The 21645-nt window shown below is 55.9% G+C and carries 18 protein-coding genes and 1 riboswitch; of the genes, 9 read left to right on the forward strand and 9 right to left on the reverse strand.

Going from position 1 to position 21645, the window contains the following annotated elements:
• Positions 1 to 85: 85 nt before the first annotated feature.
• Positions 86 to 1174, reverse strand: coding sequence for a dipeptide epimerase (locus BQ5383_RS03560; protein ID WP_071429359.1), 1089 nt, complete (start codon positions 1172 to 1174; stop codon positions 86 to 88).
• Positions 1175 to 1755: 581 nt separating this feature from the next.
• Between BQ5383_RS03560 and BQ5383_RS21460 the strand changes: the two genes are divergently transcribed.
• From BQ5383_RS21460 to sdaAA, 3 genes are read left to right on the forward strand one after another with little or no spacing between them, the layout of a single operon-like run.
• On the forward strand, positions 1756 to 2850 hold the full coding sequence (locus tag BQ5383_RS21460) for an NUDIX domain-containing protein (protein ID WP_071429360.1): 1095 nt from the start codon (positions 1756 to 1758) through the stop codon (positions 2848 to 2850).
• Positions 2843 to 3511: an L-serine ammonia-lyase, iron-sulfur-dependent subunit beta gene (sdaAB, locus tag BQ5383_RS03570; RefSeq protein WP_071429361.1), complete on the forward strand. Its 669-nt coding sequence runs from the start codon at positions 2843 to 2845 to the stop codon at positions 3509 to 3511. Before BQ5383_RS21460 ends, sdaAB begins: the two co-directional genes overlap by 8 nt.
• A gap of 19 nt (positions 3512 to 3530) precedes the next feature.
• Positions 3531 to 4400 (forward strand): L-serine ammonia-lyase, iron-sulfur-dependent, subunit alpha, encoded by an 870-nt coding sequence (gene sdaAA, locus BQ5383_RS03575; RefSeq protein ID WP_071429362.1) that lies wholly within the window; start codon positions 3531 to 3533, stop codon positions 4398 to 4400.
• A 252-nt stretch (positions 4401 to 4652) separates the two neighbouring features.
• Here sdaAA and BQ5383_RS03580 read toward each other — a convergent pair whose 3' ends face one another.
• Complete coding sequence (locus BQ5383_RS03580) at positions 4653 to 5915, reverse strand: S1C family serine protease (RefSeq protein WP_071429363.1); 1263 nt, start codon at positions 5913 to 5915, stop codon at positions 4653 to 4655.
• Between the two features lie 483 nt (positions 5916 to 6398).
• Between BQ5383_RS03580 and BQ5383_RS03585 the strand changes: the two genes are divergently transcribed.
• From BQ5383_RS03585 to BQ5383_RS03600, 3 genes are all read left to right on the forward strand, one after another.
• Positions 6399 to 7358 carry an NAD(P)H-dependent glycerol-3-phosphate dehydrogenase gene (locus BQ5383_RS03585; RefSeq protein WP_071429364.1) on the forward strand — a complete coding sequence of 320 codons (960 nt, stop codon included), beginning with the start codon at positions 6399 to 6401 and terminating at the stop codon, positions 7356 to 7358.
• 610 nt (positions 7359 to 7968) lie between these two features.
• Positions 7969 to 8046: riboswitch (Fluoride riboswitch) on the forward strand.
• Between the two features lie 341 nt (positions 8047 to 8387).
• The gene (locus BQ5383_RS03595) at positions 8388 to 9581 is read left to right on the forward strand and encodes a cation:proton antiporter (protein WP_071429366.1); all 1194 of its coding nucleotides are present in this window, start codon (positions 8388 to 8390) and stop codon (positions 9579 to 9581) included.
• 230 nt (positions 9582 to 9811) lie between these two features.
• Positions 9812 to 11125, forward strand: coding sequence for an MATE family efflux transporter (locus tag BQ5383_RS03600; protein WP_071429963.1), 1314 nt, complete (start codon positions 9812 to 9814; stop codon positions 11123 to 11125).
• Positions 11126 to 11166: 41 nt separating this feature from the next.
• Here the strand turns inward: BQ5383_RS03600 and BQ5383_RS03605 are convergent, their stop codons facing one another.
• Positions 11167 to 11661, reverse strand: coding sequence for a hypothetical protein (locus BQ5383_RS03605; RefSeq protein WP_071429367.1), 495 nt, complete (start codon positions 11659 to 11661; stop codon positions 11167 to 11169).
• Between the two features lie 43 nt (positions 11662 to 11704).
• Here BQ5383_RS03605 and BQ5383_RS03610 point away from each other — a divergent pair, with 43 nt between their 5' ends.
• Positions 11705 to 13849 (forward strand): Tex family protein, encoded by a 2145-nt coding sequence (locus tag BQ5383_RS03610; protein WP_071429368.1) that lies wholly within the window; start codon positions 11705 to 11707, stop codon positions 13847 to 13849.
• A gap of 328 nt (positions 13850 to 14177) precedes the next feature.
• On the opposite strand, the gene BQ5383_RS03615 is transcribed toward BQ5383_RS03610, so the two are convergent.
• Genes BQ5383_RS03615 through BQ5383_RS03625 form a run of 3 tightly spaced genes read right to left on the reverse strand, consistent with a single transcriptional unit; the run spans position 14178 to position 15417 of the window.
• Positions 14178 to 14591 carry a hypothetical protein gene (locus BQ5383_RS03615; RefSeq protein ID WP_071429369.1) on the reverse strand — a complete coding sequence of 138 codons (414 nt, stop codon included), beginning with the start codon at positions 14589 to 14591 and terminating at the stop codon, positions 14178 to 14180.
• Positions 14588 to 15052, reverse strand: a complete 465-nt coding sequence (locus BQ5383_RS03620) for an HAAS signaling domain-containing protein (protein WP_071429370.1) — start codon at positions 15050 to 15052, stop codon at positions 14588 to 14590. The genes BQ5383_RS03615 and BQ5383_RS03620 overlap by 4 nt, the downstream gene beginning before the upstream one ends.
• Complete coding sequence (locus tag BQ5383_RS03625; protein WP_071429371.1) at positions 15049 to 15417, reverse strand: PadR family transcriptional regulator; 369 nt, start codon at positions 15415 to 15417, stop codon at positions 15049 to 15051. The genes BQ5383_RS03620 and BQ5383_RS03625 overlap by 4 nt, the downstream gene beginning before the upstream one ends.
• A gap of 426 nt (positions 15418 to 15843) precedes the next feature.
• On the opposite strand from BQ5383_RS03625, the gene BQ5383_RS03630 reads away from it, so the two are divergent.
• Positions 15844 to 18426 (forward strand): FAD-dependent oxidoreductase, encoded by a 2583-nt coding sequence (locus BQ5383_RS03630; RefSeq protein ID WP_071429372.1) that lies wholly within the window; start codon positions 15844 to 15846, stop codon positions 18424 to 18426.
• Positions 18427 to 18558: 132 nt separating this feature from the next.
• Positions 18559 to 19245 (forward strand): D-lyxose/D-mannose family sugar isomerase, encoded by a 687-nt coding sequence (locus tag BQ5383_RS03635; protein WP_071429373.1) that lies wholly within the window; start codon positions 18559 to 18561, stop codon positions 19243 to 19245.
• Positions 19246 to 19431: 186 nt separating this feature from the next.
• Here the strand turns inward: BQ5383_RS03635 and BQ5383_RS03640 are convergent, their stop codons facing one another.
• The 3 genes from BQ5383_RS03640 to BQ5383_RS03650 all read right to left on the reverse strand — a co-directional run bounded on the left by BQ5383_RS03640 (position 19432) and on the right by BQ5383_RS03650 (position 21643).
• On the reverse strand, positions 19432 to 19602 hold the full coding sequence (locus BQ5383_RS03640; protein WP_071429374.1) for a DUF362 domain-containing protein: 171 nt from the start codon (positions 19600 to 19602) through the stop codon (positions 19432 to 19434).
• Positions 19603 to 19670: 68 nt separating this feature from the next.
• Positions 19671 to 20657, reverse strand: a complete 987-nt coding sequence (locus tag BQ5383_RS03645) for a PSP1 domain-containing protein (RefSeq protein ID WP_071429375.1) — start codon at positions 20655 to 20657, stop codon at positions 19671 to 19673.
• 56 nt (positions 20658 to 20713) lie between these two features.
• Positions 20714 to 21643, reverse strand: a complete 930-nt coding sequence (locus BQ5383_RS03650) for a DNA polymerase III subunit (protein WP_071429376.1) — start codon at positions 21641 to 21643, stop codon at positions 20714 to 20716.
• Positions 21644 to 21645: the final 2 nt, after the last annotated feature.

Here is a 21645-nt window from a genome sequence, read left to right on the forward strand (position 1 = left end):
TTTTCCTCCTTATAGTGAAATCCGATTTATCATTCTGAAGCAGACGCCGGACCACAGTCCCGCGTTTGACAGAAGAACTGCGTCTTTATTCCCAATGATCACAGGGAATACCGCCCACACCAACACCGGGGGCATCGGTCATGGCAATGCCTGCGCCTTCATAAATGGGGCCGCCGTCATAGGGATCATACTTGCACAGAGACGGACCGTCCAGATCCGCCAGAGTGATGATCCCCTTGCCTGCCGCCAGGTGAGCCGCGGCGCTGACGGAAAGCTTGCTTTCCAGCATACAGCCGATCATACAGTGCACCTGATAGATCTCCGCCACAGCGCAGATTTTCAGCGCCTGCCAGATACCGCCGGTTTTCATCAGCTTGATGTTGATCAGGTCCGCTGCGCCCCGCCGGATGATCTCCACCGCGTCCTCCGGGGAGAAAACGCTCTCATCCGCCAGAATGGGGGTTGCCACCTGCTTGGTGATCTTCTCCATTCCCGCCAGGTCATGGGCCTTTACCGGCTGTTCTACCAGCTGGATATCCAGCCCTTTGTCCTCCATGGCGGTAATGATCCGGACAGCCTCCTTGGCGTTCCAGCCCTGGTTGGCGTCCACCCGGATGTCCACATCCGGTCCTACGGCCCGGCGGATGGCGGCGATGCGTTCCACATCCTTTAAGCCTTCCTTGCCCACCTTCACCTTCAGGATATGATATCCCTTGGCCACAGCGTCCAGGCTGTCTTCCACCATGGTGGGAATATCGTTGACGCTGATGGTCAGATCCGTTTCAAAGTGGGTACGGTGCCCTCCCAATACCTTATAAAGAGGACGTCCCAGGCTCTTGGCATACAAATCGTATAAAGCCATGTCCACAGCAGCTTTGGCGGAGGTGTTTTTCACCATGCAGCTGTGGAGCTTGGTCATCACTCCATCCAGATCCTCCAGGTCCATTCCCACCAGCGCGGGACGGATATAATCATGAATGGCGCACAGGATGGAACCTGTGGTGTCTCCGGTAATAACGGCCGTGGGCGCCGCCTCACCATAGCCTTCCAGGCCGTTGTCGGCAGTGACACGAACCACTATGTCCTCCACCTGCTCCACTGTCCGCAGAGCGGTCTTGAAAGGCCGTTCCAGCGGAATACGAATCGAGCCGGTGCGGATATCCACGATCTTCATCACAGCATCACCTTCAAAAATGCAACTTTTGGACCAGTTTGGTGCAAACAGAAAAAAGCATCAGCGAAGCACCACCGAAACCGGAATTTTTCTTTTTTCACCGTTCTTCTTTCTCTATATATGATATTGTTGCCATTATACCACCCGATTTTAGGGATGTAAAGCGGTTATAGAGAATTTATTCAGGTTTAAACGAACAAAATACATTGCAAATTCAGGCGTCAATTGACATTTGCTACAAACGCTCCACGCCAAAAATGCAACTATTCATCTGACAACCTGGCTCGAATATTAAGTTGTAATCATAACATTTCTGTACTTTTTACCGAAAAAAAGGCTTGGTTTTCCTTTTTAAGGGAAAAATTATGACGCTTTTATGCTTTACCTCTCCCGCCAGCAGGGAAAACCGCCCTATTTTTTATTCTGCCTTTTCCTCTCTTATCCCCTGTTCATTCCCCGTTTTCCCCCGCCAAAATCGCCGGGAACATATTTTGCAAAAGAAAAACAAAATAGTGGTGCCAAAGACACTTTTATGGTGTATGATAGAAGCGTAAAACAACAGCAGCAAGGAGGCTGCCTTTATGGACTATCTGCAAATGGTGAAGCAATACCGTCCACGAACCCTGGAAGAGGAAGGAGACCGCCTGCAGATGCTCCGTCTGGCGGAGCTGTTCCCGGACGGACTGCTGACCCGGGACAATATGGTGGCCCACTTTGCCAGCAGCGGCCTGATCCTCAACAGGGATATGACCCATGTCCTGCTGGTGCGCCACAATATCTACCGCACCTGGAGCTTTACCGGAGGTCATGCCGACGGTGACCCGGATCCCCTTGCGGTGGCCCTTCGGGAAGCGGAGGAGGAGACCGGTGTTTCCGTCCGCCCCCTGATGGAGCAGCCCGCTTCTCTGAATATTCTGGCGGTGCGGGGGCACTGGCGGCGGGAGGAGTATGTTCCGCCCCACCTGCATCTGGACCTGGACTTCCTGCTGGAGGCAGACGACCAGCTTCCTGTCCGCTGCAAACGGGACGAAAACAGCGCTGTCCGATGGATTCCTCTTTCGGAATTGGAAGAGGTGTGCGGCGAACCCCATATGCTGGAAATATACCGAAAGCTGCTGGAACAGGCCCGCATTCTTCGGGGATTTCCCCGTCCCCAGCGGCTGCGGCAGCTGGAGGGGCAGCGGGAAACCGTTTTTCTGGAAGCAAAGCAAGCCACCGGCGGCCTGCCGGAAAGCCTGTGGGAAACCCTTTCCGCTTTTGCCAACACCGCCGGAGGCGTCGTCCTGCTGGGGGTGGCGGAGGAGCCGGACCATACGCTGCGTTTGTTTGGTCTGCCCGATGCCGAAGCGCTGGAAGAAGATTTCTGGGCCGCCCTTGGTGACCCAGGACTGATCCATAATCTTCATCTCACCCGCAGCAATGTTTATATCCAGCGAGAGGAGGGAAAAGATATTCTTGTCATCGAGGTTCCTCCCGCTCCCGGGGAGCGCCGTCCTGTCTATCTGGGGGATGATCCCTTTCAGGGGACCTATATCCGCCGCCGGGATGGGGACTACCGCTGCACCCGCCGGGAGGTACTGTTCCTGGCCAAAGAAAATCCCAGACTGCTGGAAAATTTGAATCATCCTGAACCCACAACAAAAAGAACGGAAAGAATGGAGAATGATCATGGCTGACACCGGCATTTTCGACATCATCGGCCCCAATATGGTGGGGCCTTCCAGCTCCCATACGGCGGGCGCACTGCGCATCGCCCTGCTGGCGGGAAAAATGCTTCATTCCCGTCCGGCCTCTGTCCAGTTCACCCTTTATGGCTCCTTTGCCCGCACCTATCGGGGGCATGGTACTGACCGGGCGCTGCTGGCGGGTATCCTGGGGATGAATACAGAAGATCTTCGGATCCGGGATTCCTTTTCCCTGGCGGATCAGGCAGGACTTCAATATTCCTTTGAGGAAAACACAGAAAACCGTGAGGTGCATCCCAATACAGTGGATATTTCTCTCCGCGGAGAGGATGGCGAAGAGGTGCGGATCACCGGTGTTTCGGTAGGCGGCGGCGCGGTGCGCATCACCCGCATCAATGGCGTCAAGGTTCGCTTTTCCGGCGAATACAACACCCTCATTGTCCGTCAGCTGGATACTCCCGGTGTGGTGGCCGCCATTACCCGGGTACTGGCGGAGCATCACATCAACATTGCCTTTATGCGGATGTATCGGGAAGGAAAAGGGGACATCGCCTATACCATTGTAGAGGCGGACGGTCAGATCCCTGAAGCTGCCGCCCAGGAGATCCGTTCCCAGGACAACATCCATAACGTCACCCTTATCACCATCTGATCAACGGGAGGAAGAAATCATGAACTTCAAAAACGCCCATGAGCTGCTGGAGCTGTGCAGCAGTCAGGGTATGGATATCGGCCAGGTGATGGTACAGCGGGAAATCACTGTACTGGAACATTCTCAGGAGGAAACCTTTCAGCGTATGCGCCGCGCCTACAGCATTATGAAAGACGCCGCCGGCACCGCCCGCAAAACCCCGCAAAAGACCATGGGCGGACTGATCGGAGGAGAGGCGTCCCGGCTGGAAAAGCGCCGGCTGGCGGGACAGTCCATCTGCGGCTCTCTCATGGCCAGAGCTATCAGCTGCGCTATGGGCGTGCTGGAAGTGAACGCTTCCATGGGCCTGATTGTGGCCGCACCCACCGCCGGTTCCTCCGGGGTGCTCCCGGGGGTGCTGCTGGCCCTGCAGGAGGAACACGGGCTTACCGATGAGGACATGCTGCCGCCGCTGTTCTGTGCCGCGGCTGTAGGCTACCTTATTTCCCGCAACGCCACTGTGGCCGGAGCGGAAGGCGGCTGTCAGGCAGAGGTGGGAGCTGCTTCCGCTATGGCTGCCGCGGCTGCGGTACAGCTGATGGGCGGCACGCCGGAGCAGTGCCTCAGGGCTGCTTCCACCGCCCTGGCCAATATCCTGGGGCTGGTGTGCGACCCCATTGGCGGATTGGTGGAGGCCCCATGTCAAAGCCGCAACGCCATGGGCGCTTCCAACGCACTGATTTCGGCGGAGCTGGCGCTGGCTGACGCAGCTTTGGACATTCCCTTTGATGAAATGGTGGACGCCATGCTGGCTGTGGGCAAATCCATGCCTTCAGAGCTGCGGGAAACTGCTCTGGGCGGTGTAGCAGCCTGTCCCAGCTGCCGCAGCAGAGGAGTATGCAAAAAGTAAGAAGCGGCCCAAAAGGGACGCAGCGGCATCCGCCTGGATGATTGATGTAAAACGGAATATAAAAAGAGCCTTCCGGAAAAGATCGGCATTGAAGCTTTTTCGGAAGGCTTTTCTTTTTTATCCTATCGCCCAAGGATTTTTGGGGCTCACCCCCTTGGTTTTTTACAAAAAATCAGCCCCTCCCCAATTTTCTTTACATGGGGAGGGGCCGGTGCCTCAGCAATTATTCTGCTTTTGGAAAAATTATGGAATTTACTGCAAAACTCCGGTAGTCTGCACTTCCGGCTGCTCCGGAACACTTTCATCCAGTGTCAGGTCCAGGGTTTTGGCTCTGCCATCCCGGAGAACGGTCAGGGAAATGGTATCGCCGGGATTATGGTTCTCAATCACGGACTTGAAGTCGGACACCTGAGAAATTTGTTCCCCATCCGCTTCCAGGATGCAATCGCCCTGCTGCAGACCGGCTTTCTCAGCGCCGCTGCCTTCCTCTACGGAATAAACATAAACACCCAGATACTGGACCCCATACCGCATGGCGGTAGAGAAATCCTGAATATCCACCAAAGTCACGCCCGCTTTGGATCTTCCGCCTACATAGCCCTGGGAGATCAGCTGCTCTATGACCGGCATTGCAGTATCAATGGGGATGGCAAATCCCAGTCCCTCCACTCCGTTGCCGGAGGTCTTGGCGTTGACAATGCCGATGAGCTCGCCCTTGCTGTTAAACAGTCCGCCGCCGGAGTTGCCGGGGTTGATGGCGGCATTGGTTTGCAGCAGGCTCATGTTTTCGCCTTCTACGGTAACCTCCCGGTTCAAAGCACTGATGATACCGTTTGTAACGGTTCCGCCCAGCTCGCCCAGAGGATTGCCTACAGCAATGGCGGTATCGCCCACCTGAAGACTGTCAGAGCTGCCGATCACGGCGGCAGTCAAGCCTTCCGCATCAATTTTCAGCACAGCCAGATCCGTCTTGGAATCTGCCCCCACAATTTCCGCGTCATATTCGGTGCCGTCATACAGCCGAACTGTCACTTTGTTGGCGCCTTCAATGACATGGTTGTTGGTGACGATGGTGCCATCCTCAGAAATGATGACGCCGCTGCCGGCACTGGCGGAAACGGTCTGGGAAGAGAAGAACCCGCCGCTGCCTACGACTTCCGCCGTGATCTCCACCACCGAGGGAGAAACCTTCTCCACTACCTGGCTGACGCTCAGCTCCTCACCTGAGGACGAAGAAGAGGTTCCTTCGGTGACCACGGAACGATAGATGACAGTGCCGCTGTCGCCGCCCATCAGTTTGAGGGCCGCATATCCGCCGCCAAAGCCCGCCGCACCGGAGACCACCATGCAGCCTGCCAGCACCAGCGCCATATTGCGGCCTTTGCGGTGTTTTTTCCTTTCCGGGGGTCTCTGCTCACCGGAAGGGGTGCTGTAGGGCTGGTAATAGTTCATGCGATTCAGATCAAAATTCTGCCGTTCATTTTCATTATGGTTATAGCCGTTGTTCTCAAACATTCTGAACAACCTCCCGCTTTATGAATTCAGTTCCTGCTGTCCAGGTCCTTCCTGAACTGTGACCTTATAATAATGGATAAATGTGAAGCGCAATTGAAAAAAATGGTGGGAGCGAATGAAAGTTTTTTAAAAAAATTGTTACTTTGTCAAAAAGTCCGCAACTGTAAAAAAGAGACCCTTTCTCTTGCTCCTGGTGAAAAACGACCTGCTCAGCGGAACTCACTGCTTTCCCACAACTTTCCCGCCCCATTGTGCTCCTGTCCCGGAAAAGGAAAGGGGTGTTATCGGTGTTCTGAAATTGGCTGTTGGGCTTTAGAATATATTGCCGCCGCCCCAAAATATGCTTTGATCAGGGATATCATCGAAAGAAGAATTTGCATTTATTTTTCCAAAACCACAAAAAGAGGCTTGCGCTGCTGTTGTATAATAGAACAACAGGACCAGTTCCTTGAGAGATTTGAGAGAAAAAGGATGTGTCTTTTGATGAAAATTACTGTTATTGGGTGTGGACGCTGGGGCAGCTTTTTGGCCTGGTATCTGGACACTCTGGGGCATGAGGTGACCCTCTGCGGCCGTCCTGGTTCCTCCCATCTGGAGCAGTTCCGACGCACACGCTCAAATGGCCTGATCACCTTTCCGCCAACCGTGGCCTTTTCCACCCATCAGCAGGCTGCTGTGGAGGACTGTGAAATTCTGGTCGTTTCAGTGGGCGCTCAAAGCCTCCGGGCACTGATGGGCAGCCTTCCGGTGGAAAAGCTGAGGGGAAAACCCATTGTTTTGTGCATGAAAGGGATTGAAAATGGCACGGGCCTGCGTTTGAGCCAGGTAGTGGAAGAATTTGTTTTTTCCGATACACCGGTTGCCGTATGGGTGGGCCCCGGTCATGTGCAGGAATTCACCCGGGGCGTACCCAACTGTATGGTGATTGATTCCCAGAACAGACAGGTGACCTCTTCTCTGGTGGAGACCTTCCGGGGGCCTCTCATCCGTTTTTATTATGGTACGGATCTGATCGGGACCGAGGTGGGAGCCGCCTCCAAAAATGTGATTGGTATTGCCGCCGGTATGCTGGATGGCCTGGGCCTTTCCTCCCTGAAAGGAGCACTGATGGCCCGGGGAGCCCGGGAAATCGCCCGGCTGATTGAAGCTATGGGGGGCGACTGGCGCAGTGCCTACGGCCTTGCCCATCTGGGAGATTATGAGGCTACCGTCTTCTCTCCCCACAGCCACAACCGTGCCTATGGCGAAGCCTTTGTTACCGGCAGGGATTTTGGCCAGCTGGCAGAGGGAGTGGAAACCGCCCGTGCCCTGGCCCTGCTGGAGCAGCGGTACCAGGTGGAGCTGCCCATCTGTGACGCGGTGCGCCAAGTGCTGGATGGAGTATCTGCCCCTCGGGAGGCCCTGGAGCAGCTGTTTCTCCGCAGCCTCAAGGAGGAGTTTTGAGGGGGAGTCATCCAAAAGCTGACAAGGAGATGCGGGAGGACGGCCAAAGGTATGATTGGTACCAAAGGTCATGAGGGGATACGCCCAAAGGGACTCGTCCCTTTGGAAACCCGCGTCGCGGTGGACTGCGCTGCATTCGGAACACCCAATTGAGAATTGGGCATTCCTCACCCGCTCCGTTACCGCTCCTTCCCCCCAAAAGGTCCCGCTTGCTTCGGCTGCTCGGTTGCCTGTGCCCTTTGAGGGTACAAGCGCCCTCACGACGCCTCCGCTGCGCTACCAACCTTTTGGGGGCGAGGGTGATTTCCATTTTATAAGGAAAAAAGATGGTAGCCTGCCGCTGTTTTGGCTGATACCTTTTAGGCTTAATGGAGACGATGTGGAGGGATAGTTTCTGCTCCTGTCCCGGCAAGGGCAATGTCACCCGCTCGCCGGTTGTCCGGGTAAAGCCGGACAATCCACTCGCTGCTCGCGGCGGGGATGATTTCCATTTTATAAGGAAAAAAGATTCTGGCCGCCAAGGCGGCCAAAGGGTGCGGCGGTAAACCGCCGCACCCCATTTCCACTGCAAAAAGTTCTTGCTTTTTATTCTCTCCGGCGTTATAATGTCCCATCGTGAGGGAATGAAGTTCTCCCGGGGCCGTGAGCCTGAACCGCTTTTTAAAGAGCTGATGACTTCTGTGATCGAATTCACAGGGTCACCAGCTCTTTTTTTGTCTCTCTGGCGGTGATTTTCACCATTTTCATATGACTGCAAATATCCCTCGATTTGTTTTTCTTTCATAAGAATATCTGTAAAATATATCCAGACTATAGAAAAAACCGGTTTCAAGGGAAAACAAAATTCACAATCATAGACCCGCGCCCACCGGAGTGCGAAACCGGGGGTATCACCGCTGGTTTCGTCAGCAACCAGGCGGTGTATCCAGGGGGACTGAGTCCCTCTGGAAGTGTGCTGAATTTTTGCGGCACGCTCAAAAATATATCATTCAAGGCAGATGGATCTGTCTTTAAAAGGAGTTTTTGATCATGCTTTTAAGTCTCGCGCTTATCTTTCTCTGCGGAATGATCCTGGGAGGGCTGTTCCATCGGCTGCGGCTGCCCCCGTTATTGGGGATGCTGCTGACAGGAATGCTGCTGGGTCCCAGTCTGCTGAACCTTCTGGACAGTTCTATCCTGTGCATTTCCGCCGATCTGCGGAAAATCGCCCTCATCATCATCCTCACCCGGGCGGGGCTGAATCTGGAGCTGGACGAGCTGCGGCAGGTTGGACGGCCCGCAGTGCTGATGTGCTTTGTTCCCGCTTCCTTTGAGATCATCGGTATCCTGCTGCTGGCTCCGCCTCTGCTGGGGCTCTCCCGGCTGGAGGCCGCCATTCTGGGGACAGTATTGGCAGCGGTTTCTCCAGCGGTGGTGGTGCCCCGGATGCTGCGGCTGATGGAGGAAGGCTGGGGCCGCTCTGCCGGGGTGCCCCAACTGGTGATGGCGGGGGCTTCGGTGGACGACGTCTTTGTCATCGTCCTGTTCAGCGCCTTCACCCGCCTGGCTTCCGGCGGGTCCGTTTCACCTTTGGATCTGGCCCGTATTCCCATTTCCATTGTGCTGGGTATCGCGGGAGGTGTGCTCTGCGGTCTGGGGCTCTCCCTGCTGTTCCGCCGCTTCCATTTGAGAGACAGCCTGAAAGTGCTGATCATCCTCAGCATTTCTTTTCTCCTTGTAACAGTGGAGGACCACCTCACCGGGGTGATAGGCTTCTCCGGCCTTCTGGCGGTGATGAGCCTGGGGGTCACCCTTCGGCTGCGCCGCCGGGAAGTGGCGGAGCGTCTTTCCGCCAAGTACGGCAAGCTGTGGGTGGCAGCGGAGCTGCTGCTCTTTGTTCTGGTGGGAGCCGCTGTGGATCTCCGGTACGCCCTGCTGTCCAGAGGCGCGGTGGTGCTGGTGATTCTGGGGGCGCTGATATTCCGTATAGCCGGGGTTCTGGTCTCGGTGTCCGGCAGCCGTCTGTCCCGTAAGGAGCGGTTGTTCACGATGGTGGCCTACTGCCCCAAAGCCACGGTCCAGGCGGCTATCGGCGGCGTCCCCCTGGCTATGGGTCTTGCCTGCGGTCAAATGGTGCTGACTGCCGCGGTGATGGCCATCCTCATTACAGCGCCTTTGGGAGCTATTGCCATTGACGCCACCTACCGGCGTCTTTTGAAGCGTGACCCTGTGGAGGGACACTGATTTCTATCCGCTGCAGGCTCTTGGGTGGTATGGCTGCATCCCCGGAGCCTGAGGCGACCAAGTCCATTCCAAAGGCTGGCAAACAGCCCTGTACTTTTCTGTTGCGCCGTGCTACAATGGAAACAAGAGATACCGCGCTTTCGGGCCGGTATCCTTTATTCTGACACAAAAGGCGATGATCATTTTTGCAGGACCAGAATCTCCTTACTGTAGGCAGCGTTCCCAAAAAGATGCTTCTTTTCGCTATTCCCATCTTTTTCAGCAATCTGTTCCAACAGCTCTACAACGCCGCCGATTCCCTGATCGTGGGCAACTTTATCGGTGAGCAGGCCCTTGCCGCCGTCGGCTCTTCGGGCAGTCTCATCATGCTGCTGATCGGCTTTGTCAACGGCATGGCGCTGGGCGCCGGAGTGCTGATCGCACAGCTTTATGGGGCTCAGGATCGTGAGCGTCTGGAACGGGCAGTACATACCACTGTGGCGATGGGGCTTGCCTGCGGCATCGCCTTGACTGTGCTGGGTGTGGCTCTCAGCCCGCAGATCCTTCGCTGGATGGGTACACCGGAAGATGTGATGTCCAGTTCAGTGCTTTATTTCCGGGTCTACTTCCTTGGATGCAGCGCGGTGGTGCTGTATAATATCGGCGCGGGCATCCTCCAATCGGTGGGCGACAGCCGCAGCCCCATGAAGTATCTGATTCTCTCCTCCATCGTCAATGTTGTGCTGGACCTTTTGTTTGTGGCTGTATTGGGCTTCGGCGTGGGCAGCGCCGCCCTGGCCACTGTCATCAGTCAGGTGGTCAGCGCTTTCCTTGCTTTCCGCAAGCTCAGCCTTACCCAGGAGGCCTATGGCGTGCGCTGGCGGCAGGTTCGCTTTGATCTGCCCATGCTTCGCCGGGTGGTGGGATTGGGCATCCCATCCGGCGTGCAGAACTCTGTTATCGCTCTGGCCAATGTCATTGTCCAGTCCAACATCAATGTCTTCGGTTCCGCAGCTATGGCCGGATGCGGCGCTCACGCCAAGGTGGAGGGCTTTGCCTTCCTGCCCATCACCTGCTTTGCGCTGGCCCTCTCCACCTTTGTCAGCCAGAACATCGGCGCCCAGCGGTATGACCGGGTGCGCAAGGGCATCCGCTTCGGTCTGTTGTGCAGTCCCCTGCTGGCGGAGGTCATTGGTGTTATCATCTTCTTCCTCTCACCTGTTTTCGTCTCTGCCTTCAACAACCAGCCGGAGGTGATCGCCTACGGCGTCAACTATGCCCGCACAGTAGCTCTTTTTTATTTCCTGCTGGCCTTCTCCCACTGCTGCGCCGGTATCCTTCGGGGAATGGGCCGTCCCATTATTCCCATGGCCATCATGCTGCTGATCTGGTGTGCTTTGCGCATTACCTATATCACGGTCACAGTTCGTATCTTCCCCACCATTCAGGTGGTCTACTGGGCCTATCCCCTTACCTGGGGCATCAGCTCCCTGCTGTTCGCCTTCTGTCTGACCAAATTGAAGTTCCCGCCCATGGAAGAAATTCCTCAGGCCGAAGGCTACTGAAAAATCATGACCAGACCAAAGGTTCCGTTTTTTTGAATGTTTCAGTATTCCATATCACAGTTAAAGGGCGGCGGCAGATAAACTGCCGCCGCTTCAGTCTGTTGAGGAACCTCTTCCAAGGCACAACCAGAATTCAAAATCATAAAAATCAGGACATGCGCCTGATTTTTATACCTCGACCCGCGCCCACTGGGGCGCGAAACCGGGGGTATCGCCGCTGGTTTCGTCAGGAACCAGGCGGCGTATCCAGGGGGTATTGGATACCCCCTGGAAGCGTGTCGAACTTTTTCGACACGCTCAAGCGGCGGCAGATAAACTGCCGCCGCTTTTTTTGCAGACAAATCCAAACTTGCCTTAAAAGCGAAAGGTTGTTTTGCGGACATAGCAGCACCCCAAGCCCTTTTGCCCCGTACTGCGGCAGCGAAGAGCGAAAGCTTCATTCCGATGGATAATAAATGTGCCAAGTTGATTTTTGAGGACTGCCCATATCTCCCACCATGCCCTTTCGCCGTGGTTTTTCTTTTCCCCGTCTCCATTTCATGTTATAATACCTCCATATCAACAGAAAGGACCCTGTCTATGAATTTGATTGAACAGCTGTCCCGGGAGCTTTCTCTCCGGGTTTCACAGGTGCAGGCCGCTGTGGACCTGATCGACGCCGGCAACACCATTCCTTTTATCGCCCGTTACCGCAAGGAGATGACCGGCAGCCTGGACGACAGCCAGCTGCGGGACCTGGATGACCGGCTGACCTATCTGCGGAATCTGGACAAGCGCCGTCAAGAAGTTCTTTCCTCCATTGAGGAACAGGGCAAGCTGACCGAGGAGCTGTCGGCCGCCGTCGCCGCCGCCCAGACCCTGGCAGAGGTAGAGGACCTGTACCGTCCCTATAAGCAGAAACGGAAAACCCGCGCCAGTGTTGCCCGGGAACGGGGCCTGGCCCCTTTGGCGGAAGCGATCCGGGCTCAAAACACCCTGGCAGAGCCGCTGAATATGGCCAGGGAATATGTCTCTGCGGAAAAAGGAGTGGAGACCCCGGAGGATGCCCTGGCCGGGGCTTTGGATATCATTGCCGAGGAGCTGTCGGATGACGCTTCCATCCGGGGAGAGCTGCGGCAGCTGATTCAGGATCAGGGGGTGATTGTCACCACCGGAGACCCGGAAAGCGCTGTTTACGCCATGTATGCCGACTTTTCCGAAGCGGTCAGACGTATCGCGCCCCATCGGGTGCTGGCCATCAACCGGGGCGTAAAGGAGGGGGCGCTGAAAGCCTCCCTTCAGCTGGACGGAGACCGGGCGGTGGCACTGCTGTGCCGCCATGCCGTCACCGCCAAAAATCCCTGTGGGCGAGCTGTAGCTGAAGCGGCTGCGGACAGCTGGAAGCGTCTGCTTGCTCCCTCCCTGGAAAACGAAACTTTTTCCACGCTCTTTGAAGCCGCCAGTGAGCAGGCCATCAAAGTATTCGGGGAAAATCTTCATCATCTGCTGATGCAGCCGCCGGTAAAGGGGCGGGTGGTGCTGGGGTTGGACCCCGCCTATCGTACCGGCTGCAAAATCGCAGTGGTGGACGAGACCGGCAAAGTGCTGGATACTACCGTCATCTATCCCACTCCGCCCCAGAACAAGGTGGCGGAAGCGCAAAAGATTCTCTTGAAACTCATTGAAAAGCACGGGGTGTCGGTCATTTCCATCGGCAACGGCTCCGCCTCCCGGGAATCGGAGCAGTTTGTGGCTCAGCTGATCCGGGAAAGCGGTCTGCCCCTGTCCTATATGGTGGTCAGCGAGGCGGGCGCTTCGGTCTATTCCGCTTCCAAACTGGCCAGTGAGGAATTTCCTCAATTTGACGTTTCCCTCCGCAGCGCTGTTTCCATTGCCCGGCGTCTCCAGGACCCTCTGGCGGAACTGGTGAAAATCGATCCAAAGGCCATCGGCATCGGTCAATATCAGCATGATATGCCCAAGGCCCGGCTGGACAGCACCCTCAGCGGCGTGGTGGAAAGCTGCGTCAACTCGGTGGGAGTGGATCTGAACACCGCCTCCTTCTCCCTGCTGGGCCATGTGGCTGGGATCAACGCCGCCGTGGCCAAGAATGTGGTGACTTACCGGGAGGAAAACGGCGGCTTCACCGCCCGTTCCCAGCTGCTGAAGGTACCCAAGCTGGGGAAAAAGGCTTATGAGCAGTGCGCCGGATTTCTCCGCATCCCCGGGGCCAAAAATCCCCTGGACGCCACCGCTGTCCATCCGGAAAGCTACAAGGCAGCTGCCCTGCTGCTGGAGCGGTGCGGCTTCCAGCTGGCGGACGTAGGAACTGAGGCTCTCTCCACGCTGCCCCAGCGGGCAAAGGACCAAGGACTGGAAAAGCTGGCTGAGGAAGCGGGGATCGGTGTTCCCACCCTGCGGGATATTATCGATGAGCTGATGAAGCCGGGGCGGGACCCTCGTGATCAGCTGCCCCCTCCCATCCTCCGCACCGATGTGATGAAGATGGAGGACTTAAAGCCGGAAATGATCCTGACCGGAACGGTACGCAATGTGCTGGATTTCGGTGCCTTTGTGGACATCGGCGTTCATGAGGATGGTCTGGTCCATATCTCCCAGCTTTCGGAGCGGTTTGTGAAGCATCCTTCCCAGGTAGTGAAGGTAGGAGATGTGGTAAAAGTGAAGGTGCTGGATGTGGACCTGAAGCGTGGCCGTATTTCCCTGACCATGAAGGGACTGGACTGATATTTTCACGGTGTAAGAGAAAAAGATAAAAGGGTGTTCCCGCACTGTTGAAGTGGGAACCCCCTGGATACGCCGCAGGTTCCTGACAAAACCAGCGGCGATACCCCCGGTTTCGCGCCCCGGTGGGCGCGGGTCGTGGTATAAAAATCAGGCACATGTCCTGATTTTTGTGATTTTGAATTTTGTTTTTTGGAATCAGGTTTTTACAGACTGAAAAGGCGTTCCCGCACTGTTGAAGTGGGAACGCCTTTTTTATGCGCCACAACCGCACAAACCTTTTTCTGGAGAAGTACATGATCCCTTTGCTTGAGAAAAGGGGTGACGACCTTTACCGGACCGCCTGATTGGAGATATACAGCCCCATATCCCCCTGATCTCCGGACCAGCTGATGCTCACCGATTTTTCTCCCTTGGTCATCAGGTATCCCGAGGAAACTTCCTCCGAGGCTCCCTCCGCCTGTTCAAAGCCCTCCTGGGTCAAAAGCTCCAGGTAGCCCTCCGGGTCCGGCACTGATGTCATCTGGATATAGCAATACCCCTTCTCCAGATCGATCCATCCCCGCACCACTTCCCCTTCCGGCCGGGGAATTCCCTTGGTGTAATCGTTATCAGGCCAGACCCCCTCCTTTAATTGCATCAGGGTACCAATGGCCTTGGGGGGCTGACCACTCTGCCAGATCCCGGCCGCCACTGCCGCCGTCAGCACCAATATAATAGGAATGATCCACGCTCTTTTTTTCATTGTTTGTTCCTCCCGGTAGCCTTAAAGCGCCGCAGTAATATCACTGCCAGTATGCCCGCTGCCAGTGACAGCAGTACCAATATCATCAGCGGAGAAATCCCCGGGTTTCCCACTACTTCAATGGCGGTGACGGTCACAGCCCCTCCAATAGCATCCTGGGGAAAGAGCCCACCTGTCATTGCGCCTTTGAGGAAGACCGCAGTTGCTGCAAACGCAAGGCACAGCACTCCACAAAAACATCCCAGCAGCAGACACAAACGTTTCCTTTTTCCGCCCAGCTGAAGGTTTATCTCCCGTGCAAAATCCTCCGGCGGACCCAAATGCTCTGCTATCTGTTCCTCTGTCTGTCCATGCTCTCTGCCTGCTTCAAAGGTATCGGCCAAATCCTCCAATACCCGCTGTTTATCTTTCCGGCTCAGGTCCAGCTTTCTGGCCACCGCTCTGCAATATTCCTCTTTCACAGCTCTTCCTCCTTCCGCCGCTGCCGCACCGGCTGCAAAAACTCCTCCACACACCGGCTGTAGCTTTCCCAAAACTCCGCCAGCTCCAAAAGAGTTTTCTCTCCCAGATCGGTGAGGGAATAATACTTTCTGCTGCCGCCATTGGCTGGAGCGGGGGCCACACGGCAGCGGATCAACCCATTTTCCTCCAGACGGTAAAGGATGGGATAAATCGTTCCTTCCCGTGCCATTCCCATCACTCCGCCCCCATGTTCATTGAGGCGGGTAATGATTTCATAACCATAAGTTTCTCCCTGTGCCATCAAGCTGAGCAAAATCATTTCCAGGGAGCCCTTCTTGAACTGGCGGAGATACCGGTCCTCCATCCGCGTCTCCCTCCTCCATGTTACTATGCATTACTATTTAGTATTACTAAGTATACCAGCAAGCACATCTCCTGTCAAGGAAGTGGTGTTTCCCCATTATTTCACAACATTTGACACAACCTCCTCAAAATGTGATATAATAAGCCCAAAGCAACATTTTATATGGTCTGCCGCCGGCAACATCTTGATTTTGCGGTATCTGCCCTCAGTGGGCTGCTGTCAAATGGCTGTAGTGCTCCTTTCTTTACACTCCACGCCACAAGACGGCATTTCTTTTTTCTTTCTTCTGACACTGCGGGACGGAAAATCTGTCCCCATTCCAGGGAAAAACTGCTCCTTTTCTGATGGATGGGCCGGTATCAATACAGAATTTTGCTTTGAACGACGTGTTTATTTAAACTGCTGATGAATCAAAGGAGGTTTTTTATGAAGATTCTGGTCATCGGAGGCGTGGCTGCCGGTACCAAAGCCGCTGCCAAACTCAAACGTCAGGACCGAAGCCTGGACGTCACCCTTATCGCCAAAGATCCGGATATTTCTTATGCTGGATGCGGCTTGCCCTACTATGTGGGCGGCCTGATCCCTACCAGAGAAGATCTGATCGTCAACACTCCTCAAAAGTTTGCCGGACTTACCGGTGTCAATGTCCTGACAGGACGGGAAGCGACCCATCTGGACAGCAAGGCCAAAACCGTCACTGTGCGGGATCTTTCCAGCGGCAAGGAGGAGATTTTTTCCTACGACGCCTGTATTATTGCCACCGGCGCTTCCCCCATCCTTCCTCCCATTCCCGGCGCGCAGCTGGACGGCGTATTCAAGGTTCGTACGCCTGATGACGCCATTGCTCTGCGGGAACACGCCAAAGCCAACGGCTGCCGCCGCGCGGTGGTAGTGGGTGGAGGCTTTATCGGCCTGGAGATGGCTGAGAACCTCAAGGCCCAGTGCCTGACGGTAACAGTGGTGGATCTGGCTGATCAGATCCTTCCCAATGTCTTTGATCCGGAAATGGCGGAATATGTCCGCCGCCACCTGGAGAAAAACGGTATTCGCATCCTCACCGGTACTCCTCTGGAGGCGATTCTGGGACAGGGCCGAGTGGATGCCGTCAAGACCGGTCAGGGCACTCTTTCCGCCGATCTGGTGGTGCTGTCCATCGGCATCCGGCCCAACACCGCTTTCCTGAATGACAGCGGTCTGGAAATGTTCAAGGGCACTATTGTAGTGGACGAGCATCTGCGGACCAACCTGCCGGATGTCTACGCCGCGGGCGACTGTGCCATGGTCAACAACCGGATCACCGGCAAGCCTCAGTGGTCCGCCATGGGCTCCTCCGCCAACTATGAGGGCCGCACCCTGGCTCAGATTCTCACCGGAGAATCCAAGCGCTATCCCGGTGTACTGGGCACCGGCGTGGTGAAACTCCCCGGTCTGAACGCGGGACGTACCGGCTTGAGTGAAGCGGCTGCCCGCTCCGCCGGTTATGATGTGGAGACGGTGCTCGCTGTTACTGATGACAAAGCTCATTATTATCCCGGCTCCTCCATCTTCATCACCAAGCTCATCGCAGACCGTGCCAGCCGAAAGCTGCTGGGCATCCAGGTGCTGGGCGGCGGCGCTGTGGACAAGATGGTGGACATCGCCGTTACCGGCATTTCCATGGGAGCGGTGCTGGAGGATTTTGAAAATTTGGATTATGCCTACGCACCTCCCTTCTCCACCGCTATCCATCCCTTTGTGCAGGCGGTGTATATCCTGCAAAACAAGCTTTCCGGCGCTTTTGAGACCTTCACCCCCGCCCAGTATGCCGCGGGTGAAGCAGCCGGATATACCATTCTGGACGCGGCCCGTGTTCCATCTATTCCCGGGGCCGACTATATCCTGCCCACCACCGTTAACGGTCCGCTGGAGGGCCATCCCAAGGATGAGCCCTTGCTGCTGGTGTGCAACCGGGGCAAACAGGCTTATTTCCTCCAGAACCGCCTGAAATATTATGGCTACACCAATACCCGGGTGCTGGAGGGCGGCCTGGTTTTCAACGAGGTGAAGTCCTGCGGCTGCGGACCTTCCGTTACACCTGCTCAGATCGCCGAGGTGAAAGCTCTGGGCTTCCTCTTTGACAAACGCACCCGTGACCGTTTCAATGGACGGATCATCACCCGAAACGGCAAGATCACCGCAGAGGAACACAAAGCCATTGCCGAGGCGGCGGAGCGTTTCGGCTCCGGAGAGGTGACCATGACCACCCGTCTGACCATGGAGATCCAGGGCGTACCCTACAACAACATCCAGCCTATGCGGGATTTCCTGGCGGAGCATGGGCTGAGCACCGGCGGAACCGGCTCCAAGGTGCGTCCCGTAGTGGCCTGTAAGGGTACCACCTGTCAGTATGGTCTTATTGATACCTTCCAGCTGTCGGAGGAGATCCACGAGCGGTTCTTCGTGGGTTACAACAACGTCAAGCTTCCCCATAAGTTCAAGATCGCTGTGGGAGGATGCCCCAACAACTGCGTCAAGCCGGATCTGAATGACTTGGGCATTGTGGGACAGCGGGTACCCCAGGTCCAGCTGGATCAGTGCAAAGGCTGCAAGGTTTGCCAGGTGGAGCAGGCTTGCCCCATCAAAGCGGCACGGATGGAAAACGGCAAAATCGTCATTCCTGAGGATAGCTGCAACCATTGCGGACGCTGTGTTGAGAAGTGCCCCTTCCATGTAGTGGATCAGTCCACCTATGGCTACCGTGTCTATATCGGCGGACGCTGGGGCAAGAAGGTAGCTCAGGGCCGTCCTCTGGACCCGGTATTCACCAGCCGGGAGGAGGTTCTGGCCATTGTGGAAAAGGCCATTCTCCTGTTCCGGGAGCAGGGCATCACCGGCGAGCGTTTTGCGGATACCGTGGCGCGGCTGGGCTTTGAAAACGTGCAGAAACAGCTGCTCAGTGATGAACTTCTTTCCCGCAAGGAAGAAAATCTCACCGCTCAGGTGCATTTGGTGGGCGGCGCCACTTGCTGACCTCTTGCTGAGCAATTGCGGCTGTGAGCGATCCTGGGAGCCTGTTTGATCGTCTATGAAAAAGGAAGCCGGCCCCAGAAAACCGGCTTCCTTTTGTTTTGATCTGAAAATAAAAGGGAAAGGAAATGAAACATGAAACGCAGCGAAATCAACGATGTCATCCGGGAAATGGAAGCCATGGTAAAACGCTCCGGCGTTCATCTTCCTCCTTTTTGTCATCTCACACCGGAGCAGTGGGCCTGCGCCGGGGCGGAATATGATGAGATCCGGGACAATATGCTGGGCTGGGATATCACCGACTATGGTCTGGGAAAGTTTGACCAGGTGGGATTCGCCCTCATCACCCTGCGCAACGGCAACGCCGCCCAACCGGAGCGCTATCCCAAAACCTATGCGGAAAAGCTTTTGTATCTTCGTCAGAGCCAATATTCCCCCATGCATTTTCACTGGAGAAAAATGGAGGACATCATCAACCGCAGCGGCGGCAATGTACTGATTCGGGTGTATCTGTCCACACCGGACGAGGAACTGGACCGGGAAACTCCTGTGAGCGTCAGCGTGGACGGCGTCCGCCGGACAGTGCCTGCCGGCAGCCAGATCCGGCTGACCCCCGGTGAAAGCATCACCATCTTTCCCGGACTGTATCATGATTTCACGGTAGAAGCCGGGAGCGGACCAGTCCTGCTGGGGGAAGTAAGCCAGTGCAACGATGACAACACCGATAATCGTTTTTGGGAACCTGTAGGCCGCTTTCCCACCATTGAGGAGGATGAACCGCCTTACCGTTTGCTATGCGGGGAATATCCTCCAGCCAAATAACTGCGCGCAAGAAACGAAAGAACAAGGTCCTCCGGTTTCATCAGTGCAACCGAAGGACCTTGTTCCATCACTCCCACTTCCGGCAGTCAGGATGACTTGGGAAAAAGCGGCGGAAAAATATCGGGAACAGAAAAGGCGGCGGACCTTACAGTCCGCCGCCCATTTTTGTCTGAATCAACGAGGAAATCAGCCCTCAGAGATCGCACCCACGGGGCACGCACCAGCGCAAGCGCCGCAATCGATGCAGGTATCAGCATTGATCTCGTACTTGCCGTCGCCCTGAGAAATAGCGCCGACGGGGCACTCGCCCTCGCAGGTACCGCAGCTGATGCACTCATTGCTAATTACATGAGCCATTGGTAAAACACCTCCATTAATTTTTCAATCACATTGTACCACATTGTCCGGAAAATGCAACTATTTTTTTATTCAGCTTTGTCCCCTTTTTCCTCAGCGGGGTCTTGTCCTTCTTCAGAAGAATGGGGCTTCTGCTTTTTGCCTGCCTTGGTTTCCCGATGCTCTTTAGGCTCTTTTCCTTCCTTTTGCTGCTTGGAAGGGCTTGTTTCCTGCTTTTTGCCGGGGCGCTGCTCCTTGGGACGGTTCTCCCGGAGGCTGCGGCAATCTTCCTTGTTATAAACTTCCACAGAACCATCCGGGTCCTTGTCCAGATGCACCTTGAGCATTCCTGTCAGAAGGCTTACCTCGGTCACTGTTCCCTTACCATCAGGGGTCTGCACCGGTGTGCCCACCTTTGGGGTGGTGCGCAGAAGATCTTCATAAGCTTCCTGCTCATATTTCAGGCAGCACATCAGCCGTCCGCAGGTACCGGAAATTTTGGTGGGATTGAGAGAAAGCCCCTGCTCCTTGGCCATTTTGATGGATACAGGCTGAAACTCTCCCAAAAAGGAAGAGCAGCAGAAAGGACGCCCGCAAATCCCCAATCCGCCCAGCATCTTGGCCTCATCCCGGACGCCGATCTGCCGCAGCTCGATCCGGGTGCGGAATACCGACGCCAAATCCTTTACCAGCTCCCGGAAATCCACCCGGCCGTCAGCAGTAAAGTAAAAAAGGATCTTGCTGTTATCAAAGGTATATTCCACATCCACCAGCTTCATATCCAGCTTGTTGGCTGCGATTTTTTCCAGCCCGATGCGGAAAGCCTTCTTTTCTTTGGCTTTGTTTTCTTCAATATGGCGCAGATCCTCCGCTGTGGCGGCACGGATGATCTTTTTCAGCGGTTTGACAATATCATCCTCCGGCATCTGACGGTTGCGGATGGCCACAGTGCCGCACTCCACTCCTCTGCTGGTCTCCACCACCACCGGAGTTCCCAGCGGCAGATTCTCCCCATTGGGATCAAAATAATAAATCTTGCCCACTTCCTTGAAGCGGACGCCTATGATCTCAGCCATGAATCACGTTCCCTTCCCCGGCGGCATGCCGCCCTTGGTGATATCGCAAAGCTCCCTCAGCGGCGAAGCCGTTCCGCCAGCGCCGCCGACAGCAGAGCTGTATTGCCGTTTGCCTCATTGCGCTCCCAGGTCTGATCCACCCATTGCCGCAAAGCTATGGCCCGGGGCAATGAAATATTCTTCTCCTCGCCAACCTCTCTGCTGCCCAGCAGACGGGACAGGGAAACCAGCAGGCTGCTGTAGGCCGCCCGGTCCTTTTCCCAGGGCGCCATCAGCACCATCAGACGGTATCCGTCTCCCGCGGCCATGGCGTCCAGCAGCTGCCACAGAGCTTGTCCCTGTTTTTTCTCCCCTTCGTCGGTCAGCAGGCACAGTCCCCTGCCGGGGCTTCCCCCTGACAGCAGGGCCGCCTGACGGTACTCCTCCTCCCTCAGTCCCGGAGCCAGCTGCCGCAGCTGCTGGGCACACTGCTGGGTATCCAGCGGGGGCAGCGCCACCGTCACTACCCGGGAGAGAATGGTGGGCAGCAGCTGATACCGGTTGGGGCACAGCAGCAAAAACAGCGTTTCCTCCGGGGGCTCCTCAATGAGTTTGAGCAGCAGGTTCTGACACTCCACACTGATCAGCTGGGCGTTTGGAAGGATAAAAACCTTTCCGCGGCCCTCGCTGGGGCTCTGCCATGCCTGCTGGCGCAGCTGCCGTATGGCTTCCTTTTTATAAGCCGCGGCGGTTCCGCCTCCCACAAACAGATCGCTGTGGACCCCTTCCAGCACCTTGCGGCAGTCCAGGCACTCCCCGCACATCCGCCCCTGCTGGCGGCGGCAAAGCACCGCTCCCGCCAGAGCGTGGGCCAGAGCCGTCAGCCGACGGTCCTGGGGATCTCCCTCCAGGCAGAGGGCGTGGACCAGCCTTCCGCTGTCCACCATCTGGGCCAAAGCCGGAGGCATCTGCGCCTCCAGCAGTTCCCGCTGCGTCCACTGTGCCACCT

The organism is Angelakisella massiliensis (assembly GCF_900104675.1).
GTDB lineage: Bacteria > Bacillota > Clostridia > Oscillospirales > Ruminococcaceae > Angelakisella > Angelakisella massiliensis.

Coding starts and splice junctions, on each gene's coding strand:
- BQ5383_RS03625 (WP_071429371.1), bottom strand. CDS start 15,417: ATGGAGGACCGGTATCTCCGCCAGTTCAAGAAGGGCTCCCTGGAAATG.
- BQ5383_RS03645 (WP_071429375.1), bottom strand. CDS start 20,657: ATGGCTGAGATCATAGGCGTCCGCTTCAAGGAAGTGGGCAAGATTTAT.
- sdaAA (WP_071429362.1), top strand. CDS start 3,531: ATGAACTTCAAAAACGCCCATGAGCTGCTGGAGCTGTGCAGCAGTCAG.
- BQ5383_RS03585 (WP_071429364.1), top strand. CDS start 6,399: ATGAAAATTACTGTTATTGGGTGTGGACGCTGGGGCAGCTTTTTGGCC.
- BQ5383_RS03560 (WP_071429359.1), bottom strand. CDS start 1,174: ATGAAGATCGTGGATATCCGCACCGGCTCGATTCGTATTCCGCTGGAA.
- BQ5383_RS03640 (WP_071429374.1), bottom strand. CDS start 19,602: ATGGCTCATGTAATTAGCAATGAGTGCATCAGCTGCGGTACCTGCGAG.
- BQ5383_RS03580 (WP_071429363.1), bottom strand. CDS start 5,915: ATGTTTGAGAACAACGGCTATAACCATAATGAAAATGAACGGCAGAAT.
- BQ5383_RS03595 (WP_071429366.1), top strand. CDS start 8,388: ATGCTTTTAAGTCTCGCGCTTATCTTTCTCTGCGGAATGATCCTGGGA.
- BQ5383_RS03615 (WP_071429369.1), bottom strand. CDS start 14,591: ATGAAAAAAAGAGCGTGGATCATTCCTATTATATTGGTGCTGACGGCG.
- BQ5383_RS03610 (WP_071429368.1), top strand. CDS start 11,705: ATGAATTTGATTGAACAGCTGTCCCGGGAGCTTTCTCTCCGGGTTTCA.
- BQ5383_RS03630 (WP_071429372.1), top strand. CDS start 15,844: ATGAAGATTCTGGTCATCGGAGGCGTGGCTGCCGGTACCAAAGCCGCT.
- BQ5383_RS03600 (WP_071429963.1), top strand. CDS start 9,812: ATGCTTCTTTTCGCTATTCCCATCTTTTTCAGCAATCTGTTCCAACAG.
- sdaAB (WP_071429361.1), top strand. CDS start 2,843: ATGGCTGACACCGGCATTTTCGACATCATCGGCCCCAATATGGTGGGG.
- BQ5383_RS03605 (WP_071429367.1), bottom strand. CDS start 11,661: ATGGAGACGGGGAAAAGAAAAACCACGGCGAAAGGGCATGGTGGGAGA.
- BQ5383_RS21460 (WP_071429360.1), top strand. CDS start 1,756: ATGGACTATCTGCAAATGGTGAAGCAATACCGTCCACGAACCCTGGAA.
- BQ5383_RS03635 (WP_071429373.1), top strand. CDS start 18,559: ATGAAACGCAGCGAAATCAACGATGTCATCCGGGAAATGGAAGCCATG.